The sequence below is a fragment of the Arthrobacter ipis genome, from assembly GCF_014694315.1.
In the GTDB taxonomy this organism is placed as follows: Bacteria; Actinomycetota; Actinomycetes; order Actinomycetales; family Micrococcaceae; genus Arthrobacter; species Arthrobacter ipis.
In genome coordinates this window covers 747,644-766,300 of record NZ_JAAOXD010000003.1, presented here as the reverse complement: position 1 = coordinate 766,300, position 18,657 = coordinate 747,644, and the positions used below count along the sequence as shown (strand labels likewise).

Genomic DNA, 18,657 nt, shown 5'->3' with positions numbered 1-18,657 from the left:
TCCCGGCTTTCAGGCGCCCGTCCGGGCTTCGGTGACTTCGGCATGTGTCGTTGCTGTTCGTGTCCCTGCCTGGCTGCCTTCGAAGCGGAGCAGGATTGCGGGAAGCACGAACAGCACGAAAAGGGTGGTCGTCAGCAGGCCGCCCCAGATGATAATGGCGATCGGCTGGAGGACCTCGGTGCCTGTGATACCGCCCAGAAGCACGAGCGGAATCAGGGCGACGGCGGTAGTCACCACGGAGGCGAGGGTTGGCTTGAGCCTGTCTCGTGCGGCGCGGATAACCAGGGCGGGTCCCGTGGCTTCGCTTTGCCTGGTGCGGAGGTTCCTGACCTCGCCGGCGAGCAGCAGACAGCTGCGGACAGCGATGCCCAGGACGGCCGAGAACGCGACAAACGCCGTCAGGTAGTTCGCCCCGCCGTCGGCCAGGGCGGCAAAGACTCCACCCGACAGGCAAGCGATCAGGCCAACGAAAACGGCAGCTGCAAGCCGCCAGCCGCCCAGCGCCGTCTGCAGCAGCACCAGAATGCCGAAAGCAGCTACGGCTGCCAGCAGCCACAGCCACTGGAAGGCGGACTGCAGCTGGCCAAACTGTGTGAGGATCTCCGCGTGGTAGGCCACCGGGAACTGGATCTGCTGCAGACCCCTTTCGATGTCCTGCTGCACATCTGTCAGCCCGCGGCCCTGGATATCCGCCTTTACATCGACGCGCCGCGACGTGTCGTCATGAACAATGACAGCATCGTTTGGAACGATACTGACCTCGGCGACGTCGCCAAGACGCACATGCCCGCCTTTAGGGGTGTCGATCAGCAGCTCACGGACGCTGGTGAGGCTGTTCCGGGTGGCGGGAGTTCCCTTGACCACCACTGAGAAGACCTTCTGCTGCTCGTAGACGTTACCCACTTCGATGCCCTGCAGCAGCGCAGCGGCCGCACGCCGGACATCGCCGGGTATGACGCCCGCCTTCTGTGCCTTCGCCAGGTCCACCTTGACCTGGACGGTCGGCTGTTCGACGGGGGCATCGACGCGGGGATTCACCACACCGGCCGTGTGCGCGAGAACCTGCCGCACTTCCTCCGCCTTTGCCCGGAGGATGGCCATGTCCACGCCGTAGACCCGGACGCCGAATCCGGAATCGGCAGCTTCCCGGATCTGGTCGATTTTCTGCTGCGGGTACGTGGAGACCGTTGCGCTCAGCCCCGGATACCCGGCCACGACCCTTTGTACGTCCTCAAGGGTGCTGGCGTACGAGGCATCCTTTGCCACGCCCACCCACAGCTCCCCGGAACTGATGTCTCCCACATGGTCGGACGTAATGGCGCGCCCGACCTCGGCGGCCACATTGGAGACGCCCTGCACCGCCCGCAGTTCGCGGGCCGCAGTATCCGTGATCCGGACCATTTCCTGGTCCGAGGTGCCAGGCGCGGCACTCCACTGGACCACCAGCGTGTTGTCTGCCAGCACCGGCACCACAGGGTGGTTGGGGACCAGCTGCGGCGCCAGCGCCAGGGCGGCGAGCGCCATGACCGCCGCGGCGGCAAAGACCAACGCGGGCCTGCCGGGCCGGCGGGACAGCGTCCGCCCATACCGGATACGGAGGCGCTGCATGGCCTGGCGCTCGCGGCCCGGGGCCGCTGATGCCGGCGGCAGCAAGAACACCAGGGCCGCTGTCACTGTGAGCGCCACGACCATGGCAACCGCCAGGGCGAGCAGATATGCAATTACCAGAGGCCCGAACATGGCGCCGTTTTCGCCAGGGACAAAGAGCATGGGGAGCACGCTCAGCGCCATGATCAGCAGCGCGTAGAACAGGGAAGTGCGGACAGGCCGTAACGCAGCCGCCAGCAGGGCGATCCTCGAATCTCCGACGTCGGTTGCCTTGGATGTCCGGTAGGCCCTGGCGGCGCAGTTCAGGTCTTCCGCAACATCCCCGATGATGACGCTCAGGGCGAGGATCATGCCTGCGAAGACCATAGTGTTCAGCCCGGCCCCGCGCAGGGTGAGCAGCAGGGCCGCAGCCATGAGGGAGAGCGGTAAGGTGATCAGGGTGATCAGTGCACTGCGCCAGGACCGGAAGACCACTCCGAACGCCGCCGCCACCAGCAGCAGCGTGACAAGCAGCGCGACACCAAGGGTGCCCATTTCCTGCTCTACGAACGACTCCTGCCGGTACACGGTGGTGTCGACCGCCACGCCGGGTAGCCCGGCCTGGAGCTCGCGCATGGTCTCGTCGAGCCCCTTGGTGACGTCCGCGGTGTTTGTCTCGGGGAATTTTTCAATCACCAGCAACAGCTCAGCGTCCTGGCCAGGCTGCGCATCACCGATCAACGGCTGATGATCAGTCTGGACCTGTGCGATGTCCCCCAGGAGCAATTTGTCGGTGCTGCCCTGGACGCTGACTTTTCCGAGGTCCTCGGGCGTGGTGATGGGAAGGACGTGCTGGACGCCCAGCCGCTGATGTCCCGTCTCCAGGAACCCGCCCGTGCCCGGCGTTGAGGCCTCAAGGTAGCTCAACGGGGACACCCACACAGAGTTGCCGGTGGTCCTGATGACCTGGTCCAGTGTCACGCCCTTGGCTTGCAGCTGCCTGGGGTCCACAAGCACCTGCAGCTGCTGGTCACGCTGGCCCCAGATGGAGATATTCGCCACACCGGGAACGGCCAGGAGCGCGGGCTTCATGGTCCACCGCGCCAGCACGGACATGTCGATGGGGGACATGTCCTTGGATGTGAGCCTGACCATCATCACCCGGCTCGTGGAGGACAGTGGTTGCATGAGCACGGGTGCTGCCGACACGTTGGGCAGCGCCCTGGCCTGGGTCAGGCGCTCAGCGACGAGCTGGCGTGCCCGGAACATGTCCGTACCCGGCTGGAAGACCAGCTGGACCGATGACAGGCCGGGAAGCGACTTGGAACGGATCGCCTCCACCCATGCCACACCATTAAGCAGGTCGGCCTCCATGGGTGAGGTGATGAGCTGTTCGACTTCAGCGGCAGAGAGCCCCAGGGCCTCGGTCTGTATTTCGACCTGCGGCGGTGCGAACTCGGGGAAGGCGTCCACCGGCATGGAGGGCAGAGCGGTGAAGCCATACCCGAGGACGCCAGCCGCCACAACCAGGACAAGGATCCGGAACTGCAGAACCCAGCCGAGAATGGCGCCCATCATGGCCTGTTCACCGCCAACGTCGTCCCCGCTGACTTCACGGGCAACGCAAATTGGCGGGTGCGGCCGGGCCGCCGGCGATGTCGGTGTTCACCGGGGCGTTCAGCAATTGTTTGCGCTTCGGTGGGCCTGGCGTGCGGATTCACGGCCAGATCTTCTCTGAGGTGACCGGGGAAGAAAGTCTCAACTGCCAAACAGATGTTCACGGCGCGGCTCCATTGCTACTGCCTTCGCGCCCCCCAAACGTCTAGCAGTATGCTGACCCTCGCGGGTGGCCAAGTCAATGCTTCAGGCAACCTATTTTCGGCAGGTCAAGCTTATGCGCCCACAGTCCGCCGACATACGGACGCATTGGCTCGCTCAACGGCCCGCAATGAGCTCTGCGACCCGAACCAGCTCTTCCTCGAGATTATAGAAATGGGTCGCCAGCCGGATCCTGCCGGCGCGGAGGGACACAACCGCGTTCGCACCGCGCAGCCGGGACATGACCTCGTCCGGGGCGCTCACCGGAACGGAAATGATGGTGGAGCGGTGTTCTGCGGGGAAGGACCGGAAGCTGACGCCTGCCGCTTGCAGCGCGTTCTGCAGGCGGAGCGCCAGCCGTGCGTTCCGCTCCAGGACCGCGCCCATACCGAACCGGCGAAGGACAGCGAGCCCCGCTTCGTCGGCCATCGCCGGAAACCACGCCAATGAAGCGTCCAGCTTCGACGCCGTCGGCGACAGGTCCATGTCCGGGCCAAGGAAGCTTTCGAACGGCAGGCGGGCGGCCTTCCAGCCCGGCACGATGGGTTGAAGGCGGTCGAGCAGCCCGGGGCGGACGTAGAGATAACCCATGCCCCGCGACCCGAGAAGGAATTTGTGACTGGCTGTGGCCAGGAAATCCACGCCGTCGCGCGCCACGTCAAGGGGAACGGCACCGGCCGCCTGGCAGGCGTCAACGAAAAACCAGGCTCCTGAGCCGGCCGCGATGCGGCTGATCGCCCCCAGATTTGCCCGGAATCCGGTGACGGGATGAACGGCGCTGACAGCGATCAGGCGGGTTCCGCCGTCGGCCACCCGGCCGAGGGCTTCGGCCGACACCACATCCCCGTCTGCAGCGACGGCCCGCACGTCGTAGCCACGCTCCCTCAGCAAGAGCCACGGGTAGTAGTTCGAGGCGAATTCGTTCTCAGCCACCACGATGTTCTCGCCGCGCCTGGCGGGTGGAAAATTGGCGGCCACAATCCCCGCCGCAGTGCTGACGGCCGGGACGATGGCGATGTCTGCCGCCGTGGCTCCAATGATCTCCGCGAACATGCCGCGGGCATGCTCACCGGCCTGCTCGGCCTCCATCCAGTCGAACCGCCCGGCGGACCAGCGCCCGGCAGCCAGTTCGTATGCTTCCCTGGCAGGTGCGCAGCCGACGCACATGGTGGCGGTGTTCAGGTAGATGGTGTCTTCGAGCCCGGGGAAAAGCCCTCGGATGTCGCTGACGTTCATGGCATGGGCCGTCCTTCATCTAAGCCACGGGTGACGGTCCTCCCGGTTCCACGAAACGCTGGGTCCGTTCGATCTCGGCAACCTTCGGGTCCGTTTCATCAGCGCCATAGTCAGACGGGCGTGTCTTGTCTTCTCCCCGGGGCACCTTCAGTGCCCTCAGCACCAGGGTCAGCACGACGGCGACAAGCAGGTTGAGCACGAAGGCCGACACGGCGATATACACGGTGAAGTCGGTCCCCGGGAGGGGAGCAATGGAGCCACCAAAGTGTGCGTGCGTGACGGGATTGATGACGTTGTAAGCCGAGGCGGTGCCAAAGGCGATTCCCACCGCCCATCCAACCAGCAGTGCCCAGCGGTCGAACCACCGCGTATAGAGGCCTGCGACGACAGCGGGGAACGTCTGCAGAATCCAGATGCCGCCCAGCAGCTGCATGTTGATGGCCGCGGACTGGTCCATGGCGATGACGAAAATCAGCGCACCGACCTTCACCACGAGCGAGACAATCTTGGACACCTTCGCCTCGGTCTTTGGATCCACGTCGGGCCGGAGGAAGTCCCGGTAGATATTGCGCGTAAACATGTTGGCCGCCGCAATGGACATGATGGCTGCCGGTACCAGCGCCCCGATGGCGATGGCGGCCAGGGCCACCCCCGCAAACCAGGCAGGGAAGTGGTCCAGGAACAGCTGCGGCACCACGAGCTGGGGGTTGACCGCCCCGTTCAGGTCGATCGGCTTGGTGCCGGCCTTGATGGCCACGAAGCCCAGCAGCGCGAGGAATCCGAGCATGAGGGAGTAGAGCGGCAGAATCGCGGCGTTGCGCCGGATGGTGTTGCGTGCCTTGGACGCGAGCACGCCGGTGATGGAGTGCGGGTACATGAACAGTGCCATGGCCGATCCGAGCGCCAGCGTCCAGTAGGCCGAGTAATTGGCGCCCGACGGGATGAACACCCCAGAGGGCTTCCCGGTCGCTTCGTTAACGGTGTCCAGCTTCGTTTTCGCCGCCCCGAAGATCGCGTCCCACCCGCCGAACTTGATCGGCAGGTAGATAACCGCGACGATCACTGCGAGATAGATGAGCAGGTCCTTGACAACGGCGATCATCGCCGGTGCCCGCAGCCCCGAGGTGTAGGTGTACGCGGCCAGCACGACGAACGCCAGAATCAGCGGCAGGTCCGTCAGCAGCACATTTTCAGCGCTGCCCAGGCCGAGGACGGTGAGGACAGCCTTGATGCCCACGAGCTGGAGGGCGATGTACGGCATGGTTGCCACAATGCCGGTGACGGCGACGGCAAGGGACAGCCAGCGGCTCCCGTAGCGGCCGCCCACGAAGTCCGCCGAGGTGACGTAGCCGTGCCGGTGGGACACGGACCAGAGCCGGCTCATGATGATGAAGATGATCGGGTAGAGGACGATCGTGTACGGCACCGCGAAGAAGCCGCTGACGGCCCCCGTGGCCCACATCGCGGCGGGAACGGCAACGAACGTGTAGGCGGTGTAGAGGTCACCGCCCAGCAGGAACCACGTGATCCATGTCCCGAAGCCTCGTCCGCCCAGCCCCCACTCGTCGAGGCTGTGCAGGCCCTCGGTCTCCGCCGACCTGCGCCACCGGGCGGCCAGGAAGCCCATGACGGCAACGACGACGAAGAGCAGCACCACGATCATGAGGGCGACCCAGTTAATTTCGCGCCCGTTCATGGCCGTTCATCTCCGACCGCTGCTTCACCGTCGAGCCCGGTAGTGCCCGCTCGGGCCGCTGCCCGCCGTCGTCGGTCCTCCGTGTTCACGAGCCAGTACGCCACGCCGCTCAAGGCAGCGGAAATGGGAACCCATAGCAGCTGGTACCAGTAGAAGAACGGCATGCCGCCCAAGGTCGGCGCGTTAAAGGAATAAGTCTGCGGCATGAGCGGGAGCAGGATCGCAGCGGAAAGCAGTACGCCAGCGATGACATACCGCCCCCGCCGCGCCGGGCCGCGGGTTGCAGTGCTGCGGGTCGGCTGTCCACTCCCCGGGGGAACCCCTGGGATGGGGCGCTGCCTCGGGCCAGGACCATCTTGATGGGACACCCCACGACCTCCTTGTCAGCCCGTCTCCCGGACTCCGGGTCCCCGGAGGGCGGTGAGGCGGAGGTTACAAACGTTGCCCTCCAGTTCCTTTGTACGCCCGTCCGGCCCCCTCGGGAAGAGAGTGGTTCCTGCTGAGGCAGGCGGGGCAGGGACCGGCGCCGTTAGTGCTCCCGACGCCGGCGTTGGCTCGGGAACCGCCGGCATGTCCGCGTATATTAGCTTGGGGCTTATCACGAGACTGGGGGACGGATGCCGCTTCGTTTATTGACGCGTGCAAAACAACGCGCACTGGCGTCGGCAACGACGTTTTCCGCAATTGGACTGCTTGTGGCGGTGGCTGTCATCCATCCGGGATTCCGGACCACGCAGATCGACCTGAATGACGGCGGCGTCTGGGTAACCAATTCCGACATGAACCTCGTGGGGCACCTGAACTTCCAGTCGAAAACCTTGGACGGCGGCCTCACGGCAGCCAGCGCCGACTTCGACGTCCTCCAACACGGCAGCAGTGTGCTCATGTCCGACCGCGGCAACGCCTCCCTGGGCAGGGTCAAGGTCTCAGAGGTCACCCTTGAACCGCCGCAGCAGCTTCCGGGATCGGCGGTCCCGGCTTTCGGGGAAAAAGCGGTGGCGCTGGCTGATCCGAACTCCGGCCGTCTCTGGGTGACGCAGAGCAGCATGCTCGGCTCTGTCGACTTCGATTCACAGGAGCCCGTCCTGAGCGATGCCAAAGGCATCGTCGCGACGGTAGGAGCCGACGACGTCGTTTACGCCGCGGACCCTGCGCGCGGGGAGGTGACTTCCCTTCGTGTGAATGCGACCGGCGGAGTGGATTCCCGCAACACCGTTCAATACCAGTCGATCCGCAATAAGGAAAACGTCCAGGTCGCCGCCGTCGGGGATCGGCCCGTTATATTCGACGCCGACGCCGGGACCCTTCACCTTCCTTCCGGCCGGCTGGCGCAGTTGCCGGACGCGGCGGACGCCAAACTGCAGCAAAGCGGTCCCGCCTCGGACTTTGTCGCCGTCTCCACAAAGAAGGGCCTCATCAAGCAACCCCTGGACGGTTCGGCGGCGACGGTCGTGGAGCTCGGAACATCGGGAACACCTGCCACTCCGGTCCATGTCAACGGCTGCGTCTACGCAGCCTGGTCCGGGGCAGGCAAATATCTGCGGGATTGCGCCAACGCCTCTGATAGCCGGAGGGCTGACATTCCCGGTGCAGGCGCCCGCTCCAACCTGGTCTTTCGAGTCAACCGGGACATCGTTGTCCTTAACGACGTCACGTCCGGAAACGTCTGGCTGGTCACCGAGAACATGAGGCTCGTAGCCAACTGGGACGAGATCATTCCGCCTCCGAACAAGACCGAGGACCAGGACGACCCCGCCGCGGAAGACAACCTGGTGGACACTCTCCCGGACCGCACCAAAGAGAACCGGCCGCCCTCCGCCGCTGATGACCAGTTCGGAGTGCGGCCCGGCCGGACAACGCTCCTGCCAGTGCTGGACAACGACTCGGACCCCGACGGAGACGTCCTCACCGTCCAGCTTCAGGGCGACAACCCCGACGCCGGCAGCGTGCAGGCCGTCTACAACGGAACCGGCCTGCAAGTGAAGGTGCCGGCCAGTGCGACCGGAACGTCACAGTTCCGGTACCTGGCCAGTGACGGCCGTGGCGGCACCGCCGGAGCCACGGTCACCTTGACCGTAAGGGACCCCGCCAGCAACGGGGCGCCGACACAGAAACGTGTCCCCACGATCATCCTGGAGCAGGGCAAAAGCATCTCCCAGAACATCCTCAGCGACTGGACCGATCCCGACGGCGACGACCTGCTGCTTCTGGGAGCACGCACTTCCAGTGACGGCGACCAGGTGCGTACCCGGGCGGACGGTCTTTTGACCTTCAAGGACGTGGGATCAACCCTGGGCAAGAAGGACGTCGTGATCACTGTCTCCGACGGCCGGGACCAGGTCGAGGGCACGGTGGTGGTGGATGTCCGCGCCAAAGGCGACCTTCCGCCGAAGGCCAACGCGGACCACGTTTCGGGTACCGCCGGGCAGGACATTCTGGTTTCTCCGCTGAAGAATGACAGCGACCCCACCGGCGAAGGACTGCGGCTGACACGTGTGGCAGGCGCAAAGGATCAGGCGATCACCCCCGACTACCAGGCGGGAACCTTCACCTTCCGTGCACCCAACGCCGGAACGTATTACGTGACGTATCTGGTCACCAATGGACCGGACAGCTCTGAGGGACTTGTGCGGATCGATGTCAGTGCAGCCGGGGCCGGGCGGGGTGAACCGGTGGCCGTCGCTGATACAGCGCTGCTGCCGGTGGGCGGAGAAGTGCTGCTGGACGCGCTCGCCAACGACTCTGACCCGGCCGGGGGCGTTCTTGTCATCCAGTCCGTCGGGCTTCCCCGGAATACGGCAGTGGCCGTCGCCGTCGTCAATCACCAGATCCTGCGCATTACCGACGTCCGTGGCCTGACTGCGCCCACCAGCCTGACGTACACAGTGTCCAATGGCGTGGCCAGCGCATCCGGGCAGGTAACCATCCTGCCCATTCCGGCGCCCGCCAAACTGCTGCCGCCCGTCGCGGCCCCGGATGAAATCACAGTGCGGGCCAACGACGTCGCCACCATCGCCGTGCTGGCCAATGACGCCCACCCCAATGGCGCCAAGCTGAAGCTCAAGCCGGTGCTCGTTCAGGGAATCGGTCCCGCCCAAGGCCTCCTCGCCGTGTCGGGGGACGTGCTTCGCTTCAAGCCAGGCAGGGCGGGAGGAACGGTGCACGCGATCTACGCCGTTGCCGGCCCGGACGGGCAGGAAGACTCGGCGCAGGTGACCATTCACATTCGCGGCGAGGGCACGAACTCCAGGCCGCTTCCCCACAATGTCACCGGCCGGGTCGTCGCAGGCAACACGACCAGGATCGCCATTCCCCTGGACGGCATTGATCCCGACGGCGACTCTGTCACCTTGGTGGGGCTGGAGCAGGCCCCGCGCAAGGGAACAGTGGTGGTGGGTGCCCACTATGTCGAATACACGGCGCCAGCGCACGCCGCCGGACAGGACACCTTCACCTACGTGGTGGAGGACCGGTTCGGGGCACGTTCCACAGCCCGCGTGGCCGTAGGCATCGCACCCGCGCCTGGATCAAACCAGCGTCCGAGGGCCGTTGAGGACAGCATCACCGTTCTCCCGGGGCGGCACGTGGCAGTGGACGTGCTGGCCAATGATTCCGACCCCGACGGCGACAATGTCACCCTTGCAGCCAACCGGCTGGAAGCTGCCCCGGAACTGAAGGCCGAGGTCATCGACGGACGGGTGCAGCTCACCGCCCCATCGCCTTCCGAAGCCTCCGCCACAGCGATCGTCCGGTACGAGATCAGCGATGGCCGCGGCGGCACCGCCGTCGGTACCCTCAAGATCCAGGTGCGCAAGGACGCTGCCACGTTGGCGCCCGTCGCCCGGGATGACCGGGTGGCGTTCGCAGAGACCCTGGGCAAGGCCGTCGTCGAAGTCCCCGTCCTGAAGAACGACGAAGACCCGGACGGTGTGGCCGCGGAACTGAAGATAACCTTCCCCGAGGCGGCACCCACTGCCAGCATCCCGGCGCCCGGCAAGGTTTCGGTGCGGCTGGAGAGCCAGCCGCAGATCATCGCGTACACCATCACCGACGTGGACAAGCTCAGCTCGACGGCGTTCATCGTGGTACCTGGCCTGCAGGGGCAGGCTCCCGCCCTGCGCAGCTCCGCACCGCTGGAAGTGGTCAGCGGACAGCAGCTGACCATGAACCTGCGGGACCTGGTGGTGGTCCGTGACGGCAAGAGCCCCCGGATCACCCAGGACACCAAGGTCCAGGCGGTCGCCTCCAATGGAGCGCCGCTGGTGAAGGACGCGACCACCATCGTGTTCACTTCCGCCGACGACTACACAGGCCCGGCAGCAGTTTCCCTCGAGGTCACCGACGGCGTGAGCGTTGATGACCCTGATGGGCGGACGGCGGTCCTGACCATTGGCATCAGGGTCCTGCCCGACCCGGGGCGCAACCATCCTCCGACTTTCCCCTCCAGCACCGTGGACGCTGCGGTAGGCGAGGAATCCACCCTGGACCTGCGCCAGGTGGCCACCGACGTCGACAAGGCAGACAAGGACAAGCTCACCTTTGCGCTGCAAGGGACACCGCCCGCCGGGCTCAAGGCCTCCCTGGACGGCAGCCTCTTTAAAGCCACCGTGGGCAGCGCAGCCAAGGGGAGCACGCTGACCGTGCGCGTCACCGTCTCGGACGGCCGCAGCGCGCCGGTTGCAGGTGCCGTGGACGTCCGTGTGGTCGCGTCGAAGCGTCCGCTTGCCGCAGCGAATGACGACGTCATCGCCAGCGCCCGGGCCGGGCAATCACAGCCGGTACCGGTGCTGGACAACGACATCAACCCGTTCCCGGAATCACCGCTGAAAATCCTCAGCGCCGCCGTCGAAACCGGAAGGGGCACGGCCGCGGTGGAGGGCGGCGTCGTCGTCGTGACGCCCGCCGAGGAGTTCGTGGGCACAATGGTGGTCCGCTACCGGGTCCAGGACAAAACGCGGGACGCGGAACGCGAAGTTGACGGCCGTGTCCGGCTCACCGTCAAGGACAAGCCGGATGCTCCGTCGACGCCGACTGTCGGGGAGGTGCGTGACCGTACCGTCGTCCTGAACTGGTCGCCTCCGGCCAACAACGGAGCAGCGATCACCGGTTACAAGGTCAGCGGCAGCGGAGGGTTCTCGCAGCAGTGTCCTGCCACCACGTGCGCGCTCACGGGCCTGACCAACAACGTGGAGTACACCTTCACTGTGGTAGCCACGAACGAGCTGGGGGACTCGGCACCGTCTCCCGCTTCCGCACCTGCCCGTCCCGACGCGAAGCCGGATACCCCGGCAGCGCCTGGGCTGGTTTTTGGCGACAGATCCCTCACCGTGAACTGGGTACCTCCAAAGAGCAACGGCTCACCGGTGGAGAGCTACAACCTGGAGATCTCACCGGCACCTCCGGCAGGAAACATCAGGGCAAGCAAGGTCACGGGAACGTCCTACCGGTGGACGGGCCTCCAGAACGGGACGCCGTACCAGGTCAGGATCCAGGCTTCCAACAAGGCGCCGGAGCCGTCGGAGTGGAGCGCCTATTCAGCCAGCGCCATCCCGGCCGGCGCACCGGGTGCCCCCGGCAAGCCCAGCACTACCCGGACCACCTCCGGCGGGACGGAATCGATCATGGTGGTGTCGTGGACGCCCGCGGCGGACAACGGCGCCTCCATCGACACCTACACCGTCAATGCAATGCAGGGTGGGTCCACGGTGGCGAGCAGCACCGTGTCCGGCAGTCAGCTGAGCGTGCCTGTGACCGTCGGCAACTCCGCCACCGATTACACCTTCACGGTTGTGGCCAAAAATAAGGCAGGTACGTCAGCCGCCAGTGCGCCGTCGGACCCCCGCCGCGCTTTCGGCGCGCCTGGTGCCGTTCCAGGCGTCCGGGCCGAACCACTGGACAACGCGGTGCAGCTTTCCTTTGGTGCGGCCGCCGGCAACGGTGCGACACCGGGCTACCAGTACCAGGTCAACGGAAGCAGCTTCATGGCAGTGCCGTCTGACAGGGTCATCCGGTCCGGTGTCCCCAACAACGGCAACTACACCATCGGGGTGCGCGCCGTGAACAGCGCGGACGGTGCCACCTACGAAGGGCCGGTCACCAACTCCAACCCGGTGGCGCCGTACGGCAAACCGCATGCGGCGAGCATCAACCCCGTTACCGTGACCACGACGGTGAGGTTCGACGTCGGTGCCGTGGTCAACAACGGACGCCGGGTCGTGGCACTGGAGTACCAGTCAACGGACGGGAAGTCAGGCACGCTGAGTGCCGGGGGAGGATCCGTCACCACCGGCAACGGGTACGACCAATCCATCTCCATCACCGTGACAGTCGTGGATGACCTCGGCCAGCGCACAGCCGTCTCGGCGACCGGAAGGACAGCCCCGGCAAAGTACCTCGTGGTGGACAACGGTACGGCGAGTCCCGGCACCTGCGAATGGCCCACCAACGGCACTTCTTCTCCGGACACCGCGGCCAATTGTGCCGCCGGTGGCGGAACCTTCGTGGCGGAGGGCACGCGGGTGCAGGTCCAGTGCGTGACCACCGGGGCCGCGTACACCATCTACGACGGCGCCACGGGCCGCCCCACCGGGTCCACCAGCAACGTTTGGTACAAGGTGATCAACAACCTCTGGATCCGTCCGACCGACGGGCCTGTGGATTCGGGGGTTCCGGCCTGCTGACGCGGCCTTCGGTCCGTCCCCGGACTTTTCCCGTGAAGGCTGAACGTCCCGCCGCTTATGCGGCCGGGACGTTCAGCGTTTCGGGGCAGCATGACAATTACGGAGAGGTGCAGCCGGCGCTTACATTCGCAAACGAATGGCACGTCGAACATACCGAAGACGGAAGTCTGTATAAGCGCTGTTTGAGGTGCGGCAAGGATGACCACAGCGGCGGCGGCGGAACCGGCACTTTCGGCGCGTGGGCTGGACCGGCAGGAGGGTGAGGTCGCGAGTACAGAAAAGTGTCAGCGCGGTGAAGTTGGAAATGCATCCCGTAGTTCTGGAGAAACGAAAAAACCCCGGGAATCCAATAGATTCCCGGGGTTTCCCTTTGTGCGCGGAGGGGGACTTGAACCCCCACCCCCTTTCGAGGACTAGCACCTCAAGCTAGCGCGTCTGCCATTCCGCCACCCGCGCAGGTGGTATTTCGAAGGACTATCTCCGCCTTTCAGCGGTTCGCATCTCTCCGAAGCAGCGAGAAAAACTCTAACACGAACTTTCCGGAAAGATGGAATCGAGCCGACTGGGTAGGCTGAACCTGGGTGTTCCGGTGGCCAAAATCCGCCACAACCCGCATGAATCCGCGTTTTTCCCGCATATAGGAGTGATCAATGACACAGATCCGGCCAGAGGATGAAGTCGTCAGCATCTGCCAGGAGCTCATCCGCATCGATTCATCCAACTACGGGGACGGCTCAGGTCCCGGCGAACGTGCCGCGGCCGAATACACCGCCGGCCTGATCAGCGAGGTGGGGCTGGACGCGGAAATCTTCGAGTCGGAGCCGGGCCGGGCCAGCGTGATCACCCGCATGGCGGGGGAGGACCCCGCTGCAGGCGCCCTCGTGGTCCACGGCCACCTGGACGTGGTGCCCGCCCTACGTGAGCAGTGGTCTGTGGACCCCTTTGGCGCCGAACTCAAGGACGGGCTGATCTGGGGCCGCGGCGCGGTGGACATGAAGGACATGGACGCCATGATCCTGTCCGTCCTGAGGGACTTTGCCCGCACCGGCCGCAAGCCGAAGCGGGACATCATCTTCGCGTTCTTCGCCGACGAGGAAGCCGGCGGCGTGCACGGTTCCCAGTTCGCGGTGAAGCATCGGCCTGAGCTGTTCGAGGGTGCCACCGAGGCGATCTCGGAGGTGGGCGGATTCTCCGCCACCATCGGGGGCCAGCGCACATACCTCCTCCAGACGGCGGAGAAGGGCATCTCGTGGCTGCGCCTCGTGGCTCATGGCCGCGCCGGCCACGGGTCCCAGATCAGCACGGACAACGCCATTACGCGGCTCGCCGCCGCCGTGACCCGTATCGGCGAGTACGAGTGGCCGATCGAGCTGACGGCCACCACACGCCAGTTCCTCGACGGCGTAACTGAACTGACCGGCGTCGAGTTTGATCCCGACAACCCCGACAGGCTGCTGAAGGAACTGGGCACTGTGGCACGCTTCGTGGGCGCCACGCTGCAGAACACCTCCAACCCGACGCTCCTGAGGGGCGGCTACAAGCACAACGTCATTCCCGAATCGGCCGAAGCGCTGGTGGACTGCCGGACCCTGCCGGGGCAGCAGGAGCACGTCCTGGAGATCGTCCGTGAGCTGGCGGGAAGCGGCGTGGACGTCAGCTATGTCCATCAGGACGTCTCCCTGGAAGTGCCGTTCTCCGGCAACCTCGTTGACTCGATGATCGACGCCCTGCACTCCGAGGATCCCGGCGCGAAGGTCCTGCCCTACACGCTGTCCGGCGGCACCGACAACAAGGCGCTCAGCAAGCTCGGCATCACGGGCTATGGCTTCGCGCCGCTGCAGCTGCCGGACGACCTCGACTTCACCGGCATGTTCCACGGAGTTGACGAGCGCGTCCCGGCCCATTCGTTGAAGTTCGGGGCACGCGTCCTGAACACGCTGCTCACCAACTACTGAGGACGCGAGTGGACCTCCAAACACCCCTGGACCCCGAACGGCTGCTGCCTGACGACCTGCTCGAACGGATCCGGGGGAGAGCGGCGGGATACGACGAGCGGAACAGCTTCTTCACCGAGGACCTCGAGGAACTGGCAGCCGCCGGCTACCTGAAGCTATTCGTGCCGGAGGCCGACGGCGGGGCCGGCCTTGGTCTGGAGGCTGCGGTCCGCTGCCAGCGCCGGCTGGCGACGGCGGCCCCGGCCACCGCGCTGGCCGTCAACATGCACCTGGTGTGGACAGGGGTGGCGCGCGTCCTGGCCGAACGCGGCGACTCTTCCCTGGACTTCGTGCTGCAGGAGGCGGCGGCGGGGGAGATCTTCGCCTTCGGCAACTCCGAGCCCGGCAACGACTCCGTTCTTTTCGATTCGCTGACGGAGGCCAAGCCCCTGCCGGACGGCAGCTACTCTTTCACGGGCACCAAGATCTTCACGAGCCTCTCGCCGGCCTGGACGCGCCTGGGCATCTTCGGCAAGGACCCGGCTGCACGGGACGGTGAAGGTGAACTGGTGCACGGCTTCATCCGGCAGGACACCGCCGGTTACCGGATCATGGAGGACTGGAACACGCTGGGCATGCGCGCCAGCCAGTCCAACACCACCATTCTGGACGGCGCAGTTGTCCCGCCCGGCCGCATCTTCAGAACGCTTCCGGTGGGGCCCAACGCGGATCCGCTGATTTTCGCAATCTTCGCGTGCTTTGAAACGCTGCTTGCCGGCGTCTACGCGGGCATCGGGGAGCGGGCCCTGGTGCTGGCCGTTGAAGCCGCCAAGCGCAGGACATCATTCAAAAATGGAGGCCGGAGCCTGGCCCAGGACCCTGACATCCGCTGGAAGGTGGCCGAGGCCGCCCTCGCCATGGATGCCCTGTACCCCCAGCTTTCGGTGGTGGCCGGCGATGTGGACCACCTGGCGGATCACGGCAGCCAATGGTTTCCGAAGCTCGTGGGCGTCAAGATCCGGGCGACGGAAACGGCGCGGACGGTGGTGGACCTTGCCATCCGGGTCTCCGGGGGATCCAGCTACTTCAGGGGCTCGGAACTGGAACGCCTCTACCGTGACGTCCTGGCCGGCATGTTCCACCCCTCCGACGACGAGTCGGCGCACAACACCATTGCCAACGCCTGGCTGGGCCCGCTCGAAGAGTAACTGCGGAGGTCACCCGCACGGGCAACTGGAGCAGGCGGCAGGAAGTGGGCGCACGCCATCCGAGGCGCGCGCCCTCCCGACCGGGGCGGCCTAGACGGTGCGCTGCACCTGGGTGACCCGGCGACGTAGCCAGAAGCGCCTGCCGCCGCCCACGTAGAGCCTGCTGCGCTCGAGTTCCCACTTGCCGTATTCGGAGTGTTCCACGAGCCGGCGCCGGGCTTCGGGCAGGGAATCCTCAGGACCGACGGTCAATACGAGGTACTCGTATTGCCGGGCATAGTCCCGTTCCCGCAGGACCGAGCTGGTCAGAAAATGTTCCTTCATTGCTCTCCATTTTCGTCCTTTTCCCGCTAACGTGAAGGCATGAGCATCGATCCGCGTGTCGCGCTTCAGTCCCTGACTGCCGCCTTGGAAGAACATCTTGCAGCCGCCTCAGCCCGCCGCGGGGATGGTGACCCTTCAGTGGAGGCGGCGTTCTTTGCAGTTGCCGATGCCTTCGAAGTCTACGAGGACGCCCTCTATGAGGCCTACAACGAAGTTACGCCGCTCCAGGTGTTCGATGACGAGGAAGACGAGGAGGAAGACAGCGAAGTCGACGAGGATCTGGAAATCGTCGAGGAGTGACGCGGGCCGCGAAGTAACCCGCCCGGTGGGATCCGGGCCCGGCTAAGCCAGGCTGCTGGAGACATCTTCCAGGGCACGTGCTATTTCCGCCGGCAGCGGCGTGAGCTGGGCATCCAGAATTTCCTTGAGCTGGACCGGCGTTCGCGCGCCCACGATGGCCGTCGCCACCCCGTGCCGGGACAGCAGCCAGCTCAGCGCAACATCCAGGGATGACCGCCCCAGGCCGCGGGCGGCCATGGCAACAGCTTCAACCACCTGCGACGCGGGCTGCTCAAGGTAGGGCTCCACATACGTGGCCAGCCGTGTACCCGCTGCCCGGGAATCGGAAGGCACATGCCCGCGATACTTGCCCGTGAGCACGCCACGGCCCAGCGGCGCCCACGCCATGAGTCCCAAGCCCGCATCCTCGACGGCGGGAACCAGTTCCGCCTCGGGCTTGCGGCGCAGCAGTGAATACTCGGACTGGTTGGCGACGAGCGGGAACCCGGCGACCGCTGCCGCCTTGGCGGTCTGCCAGCCGTTGTAGTTGGCGATTCCCGCATAGCGCGCCCGTCCGCTGCGGACGGCGAAGTCAAGCGCGGACAACGTCTCCTCGAGCGGGACGTTGGGGTCCCACGCCTGTGCGAGCCAGAGGTCGACGTAGTCGGTGCCAAGGCGCGCCAGGCTGGCTTCCAGACCGGACAGCATCGCGTTGCGGGATGCGTCCACCCGCTGCCGCCCGTCCGACGGCGAAACCCCGGCTTTGGTGGAGATGACCACTTCCGTGCGGGAGACGACGTCCCCGAGCATCGACCCGAGCATGGCTTCGGCCTGGCCGTCGGCGTAGGAGGCCGCGGTGTCCACGAGGGTTCCGCCGGCGTCCACGAAGGCGCGCAGCAGCTCCGAGGCATCCTGTTCGTCCGTTTCACGCGACCACGACATTGTGCCCAGGGAGAGGGATGAGGCGCGGAGCCCGCTGTTGCCTATGTAACGCTGCTGCATAGCAGTTAGCTTACGGGGAAACCACCCGCATCATGACGTAGGGTCTTAGCGTGAACTGGATTGAAGCGGCCCTGCTGGGTCTTGTGCAGGGACTGACCGAATTCCTACCTATTTCATCGAGCGCCCACCTCCGGATCGTGGGCTCTTTCCTGCCAAACGCGGCTGACCCCGGCGCGGCGTTCACCGCCATCACGCAGCTCGGCACGGAGACCGCCGTGATCGTCTACTTCTGGCGGGACATCGTCCGGATCGTGAAGGCCTGGTTCGGCTCCCTGTCCGGACGGGTCTCCCGCCAGGACCCCGACGTCCGGATGGGCTGGCTGGTGATCCTGGGCAGCCTGCCCATCATCGTCCTGGGTCTCCTGTTCCAGGACCAGATCGAATCCGTCCTGCGCAGCCTCTGGATCGTGGCCACAATGCTCATCGTCTTCGGCCTCATCCTGGCCGTGGCCGACGCCGTCGGCAAGCAGGACCGCGACCTTTCCGGGCTCACCTACAAGCACGGCATCCTCTATGGCTTCGCGCAGGCCATGGCCCTGATTCCCGGGGTTTCCCGCTCCGGCGGCACCATCACCGCGGGACTCCTTATGGGGTACACCCGTGAAGCGGCAGCCCGGTACTCCTTCCTCCTCGCCATCCCCGCGGTCTTCGGCAGCGGCCTCTACCAGCTGTTCAAGGTGGTCGCCAAGGACGGAGCGAGCGGCCCGTTCGGGCTGGGGGAGACGGCCCTGGCTACTGTGATCGCCTTCGTCGTCGGCTACGTCATCATCGGGTGGTTCCTGAAGTTCATTTCAACGCGCAGCTACCGGCTGTTTGTCTGGTACCGCATCTTCCTTGGCCTGGCCCTGTACCTCCTGCTCGGTTTCAATGTCATCAGCGCCTAGCACTAGGCT

11 protein-coding genes and 1 tRNA gene are annotated in these 18,657 nt (G+C 65.6%); 5 read left to right on the top strand and 7 right to left on the bottom strand.

The annotated features are described in order from the left end of the window. Window positions 1-9: 9 nt before the first annotated feature. The 4 genes from G9E11_RS10595 to G9E11_RS21480 form a co-directional block, all read right to left on the bottom strand. A complete protein-coding gene (locus tag G9E11_RS10595; protein ID WP_246468848.1) occupies window positions 10-3,165 on the bottom strand; it encodes an efflux RND transporter permease subunit in 3,156 nt (1,051 codons plus the stop codon). A 357-nt stretch (window positions 3,166-3,522) separates the two neighbouring features. Continuing rightward, window positions 3,523-4,641 carry an aminotransferase class V-fold PLP-dependent enzyme gene (locus tag G9E11_RS10590; RefSeq protein WP_190605398.1) on the bottom strand — a complete coding sequence of 373 codons (1,119 nt, stop codon included), beginning with the start codon at window positions 4,639-4,641 and terminating at the stop codon, window positions 3,523-3,525. Between the two features lie 19 nt (window positions 4,642-4,660). Continuing rightward, window positions 4,661-6,337: a monocarboxylate uptake permease MctP gene (gene mctP, locus G9E11_RS10585; RefSeq protein WP_190605396.1), complete on the bottom strand. Its 1,677-nt coding sequence runs from the start codon at window positions 6,335-6,337 to the stop codon at window positions 4,661-4,663. Further along, window positions 6,334-6,705: a DUF3311 domain-containing protein gene (locus G9E11_RS21480; protein WP_311764342.1), complete on the bottom strand. Its 372-nt coding sequence runs from the start codon at window positions 6,703-6,705 to the stop codon at window positions 6,334-6,336. Before G9E11_RS21480 ends, mctP begins: the two co-directional genes overlap by 4 nt. Window positions 6,706-7,038: 333 nt before the next feature. Here G9E11_RS21480 and G9E11_RS10575 point away from each other — a divergent pair, with 333 nt between their 5' ends. Next, window positions 7,039-13,017 (top strand): Ig-like domain-containing protein, encoded by a 5,979-nt coding sequence (locus tag G9E11_RS10575; RefSeq protein ID WP_190605394.1) that lies wholly within the window; start codon window positions 7,039-7,041, stop codon window positions 13,015-13,017. 373 nt (window positions 13,018-13,390) lie between these two features. Here the strand turns inward: G9E11_RS10575 and G9E11_RS10570 are convergent. After that, a tRNA-Leu gene (locus G9E11_RS10570) sits at window positions 13,391-13,473 on the bottom strand. A gap of 194 nt (window positions 13,474-13,667) precedes the next feature. On the opposite strand from G9E11_RS10570, the gene G9E11_RS10565 reads away from it, so the two are divergent. Beyond that, window positions 13,668-14,972 carry a M20/M25/M40 family metallo-hydrolase gene (locus tag G9E11_RS10565; protein ID WP_190605392.1) on the top strand — a complete coding sequence of 435 codons (1,305 nt, stop codon included), beginning with the start codon at window positions 13,668-13,670 and terminating at the stop codon, window positions 14,970-14,972. A gap of 26 nt (window positions 14,973-14,998) precedes the next feature. Further along, entirely contained in the window at window positions 14,999-16,159 is a 1,161-nt protein-coding gene (locus tag G9E11_RS10560) for an acyl-CoA dehydrogenase family protein (protein ID WP_190605995.1), read from the top strand. 90 nt (window positions 16,160-16,249) lie between these two features. Here G9E11_RS10560 and G9E11_RS10555 read toward each other — a convergent pair whose 3' ends face one another. Further along, the gene (locus G9E11_RS10555; protein ID WP_102973612.1) at window positions 16,250-16,483 is read right to left on the bottom strand and encodes a DUF5703 family protein; all 234 of its coding nucleotides are present in this window, start codon (window positions 16,481-16,483) and stop codon (window positions 16,250-16,252) included. A gap of 39 nt (window positions 16,484-16,522) precedes the next feature. Here G9E11_RS10555 and G9E11_RS10550 point away from each other — a divergent pair, with 39 nt between their 5' ends. Beyond that, window positions 16,523-16,783 carry a hypothetical protein gene (locus G9E11_RS10550; protein WP_102973613.1) on the top strand — a complete coding sequence of 87 codons (261 nt, stop codon included), beginning with the start codon at window positions 16,523-16,525 and terminating at the stop codon, window positions 16,781-16,783. Window positions 16,784-16,825: 42 nt separating this feature from the next. Here the strand turns inward: G9E11_RS10550 and G9E11_RS10545 are convergent, their stop codons facing one another. Continuing rightward, window positions 16,826-17,764 (bottom strand): aldo/keto reductase, encoded by a 939-nt coding sequence (locus G9E11_RS10545; RefSeq protein WP_190605390.1) that lies wholly within the window; start codon window positions 17,762-17,764, stop codon window positions 16,826-16,828. A 50-nt stretch (window positions 17,765-17,814) separates the two neighbouring features. Between G9E11_RS10545 and G9E11_RS10540 the strand changes: the two genes are divergently transcribed. Continuing rightward, a complete protein-coding gene (locus G9E11_RS10540) occupies window positions 17,815-18,648 on the top strand; it encodes an undecaprenyl-diphosphate phosphatase (RefSeq protein ID WP_190605388.1) in 834 nt (277 codons plus the stop codon). The last annotated feature ends 9 nt before the right edge of the window (window positions 18,649-18,657 follow it).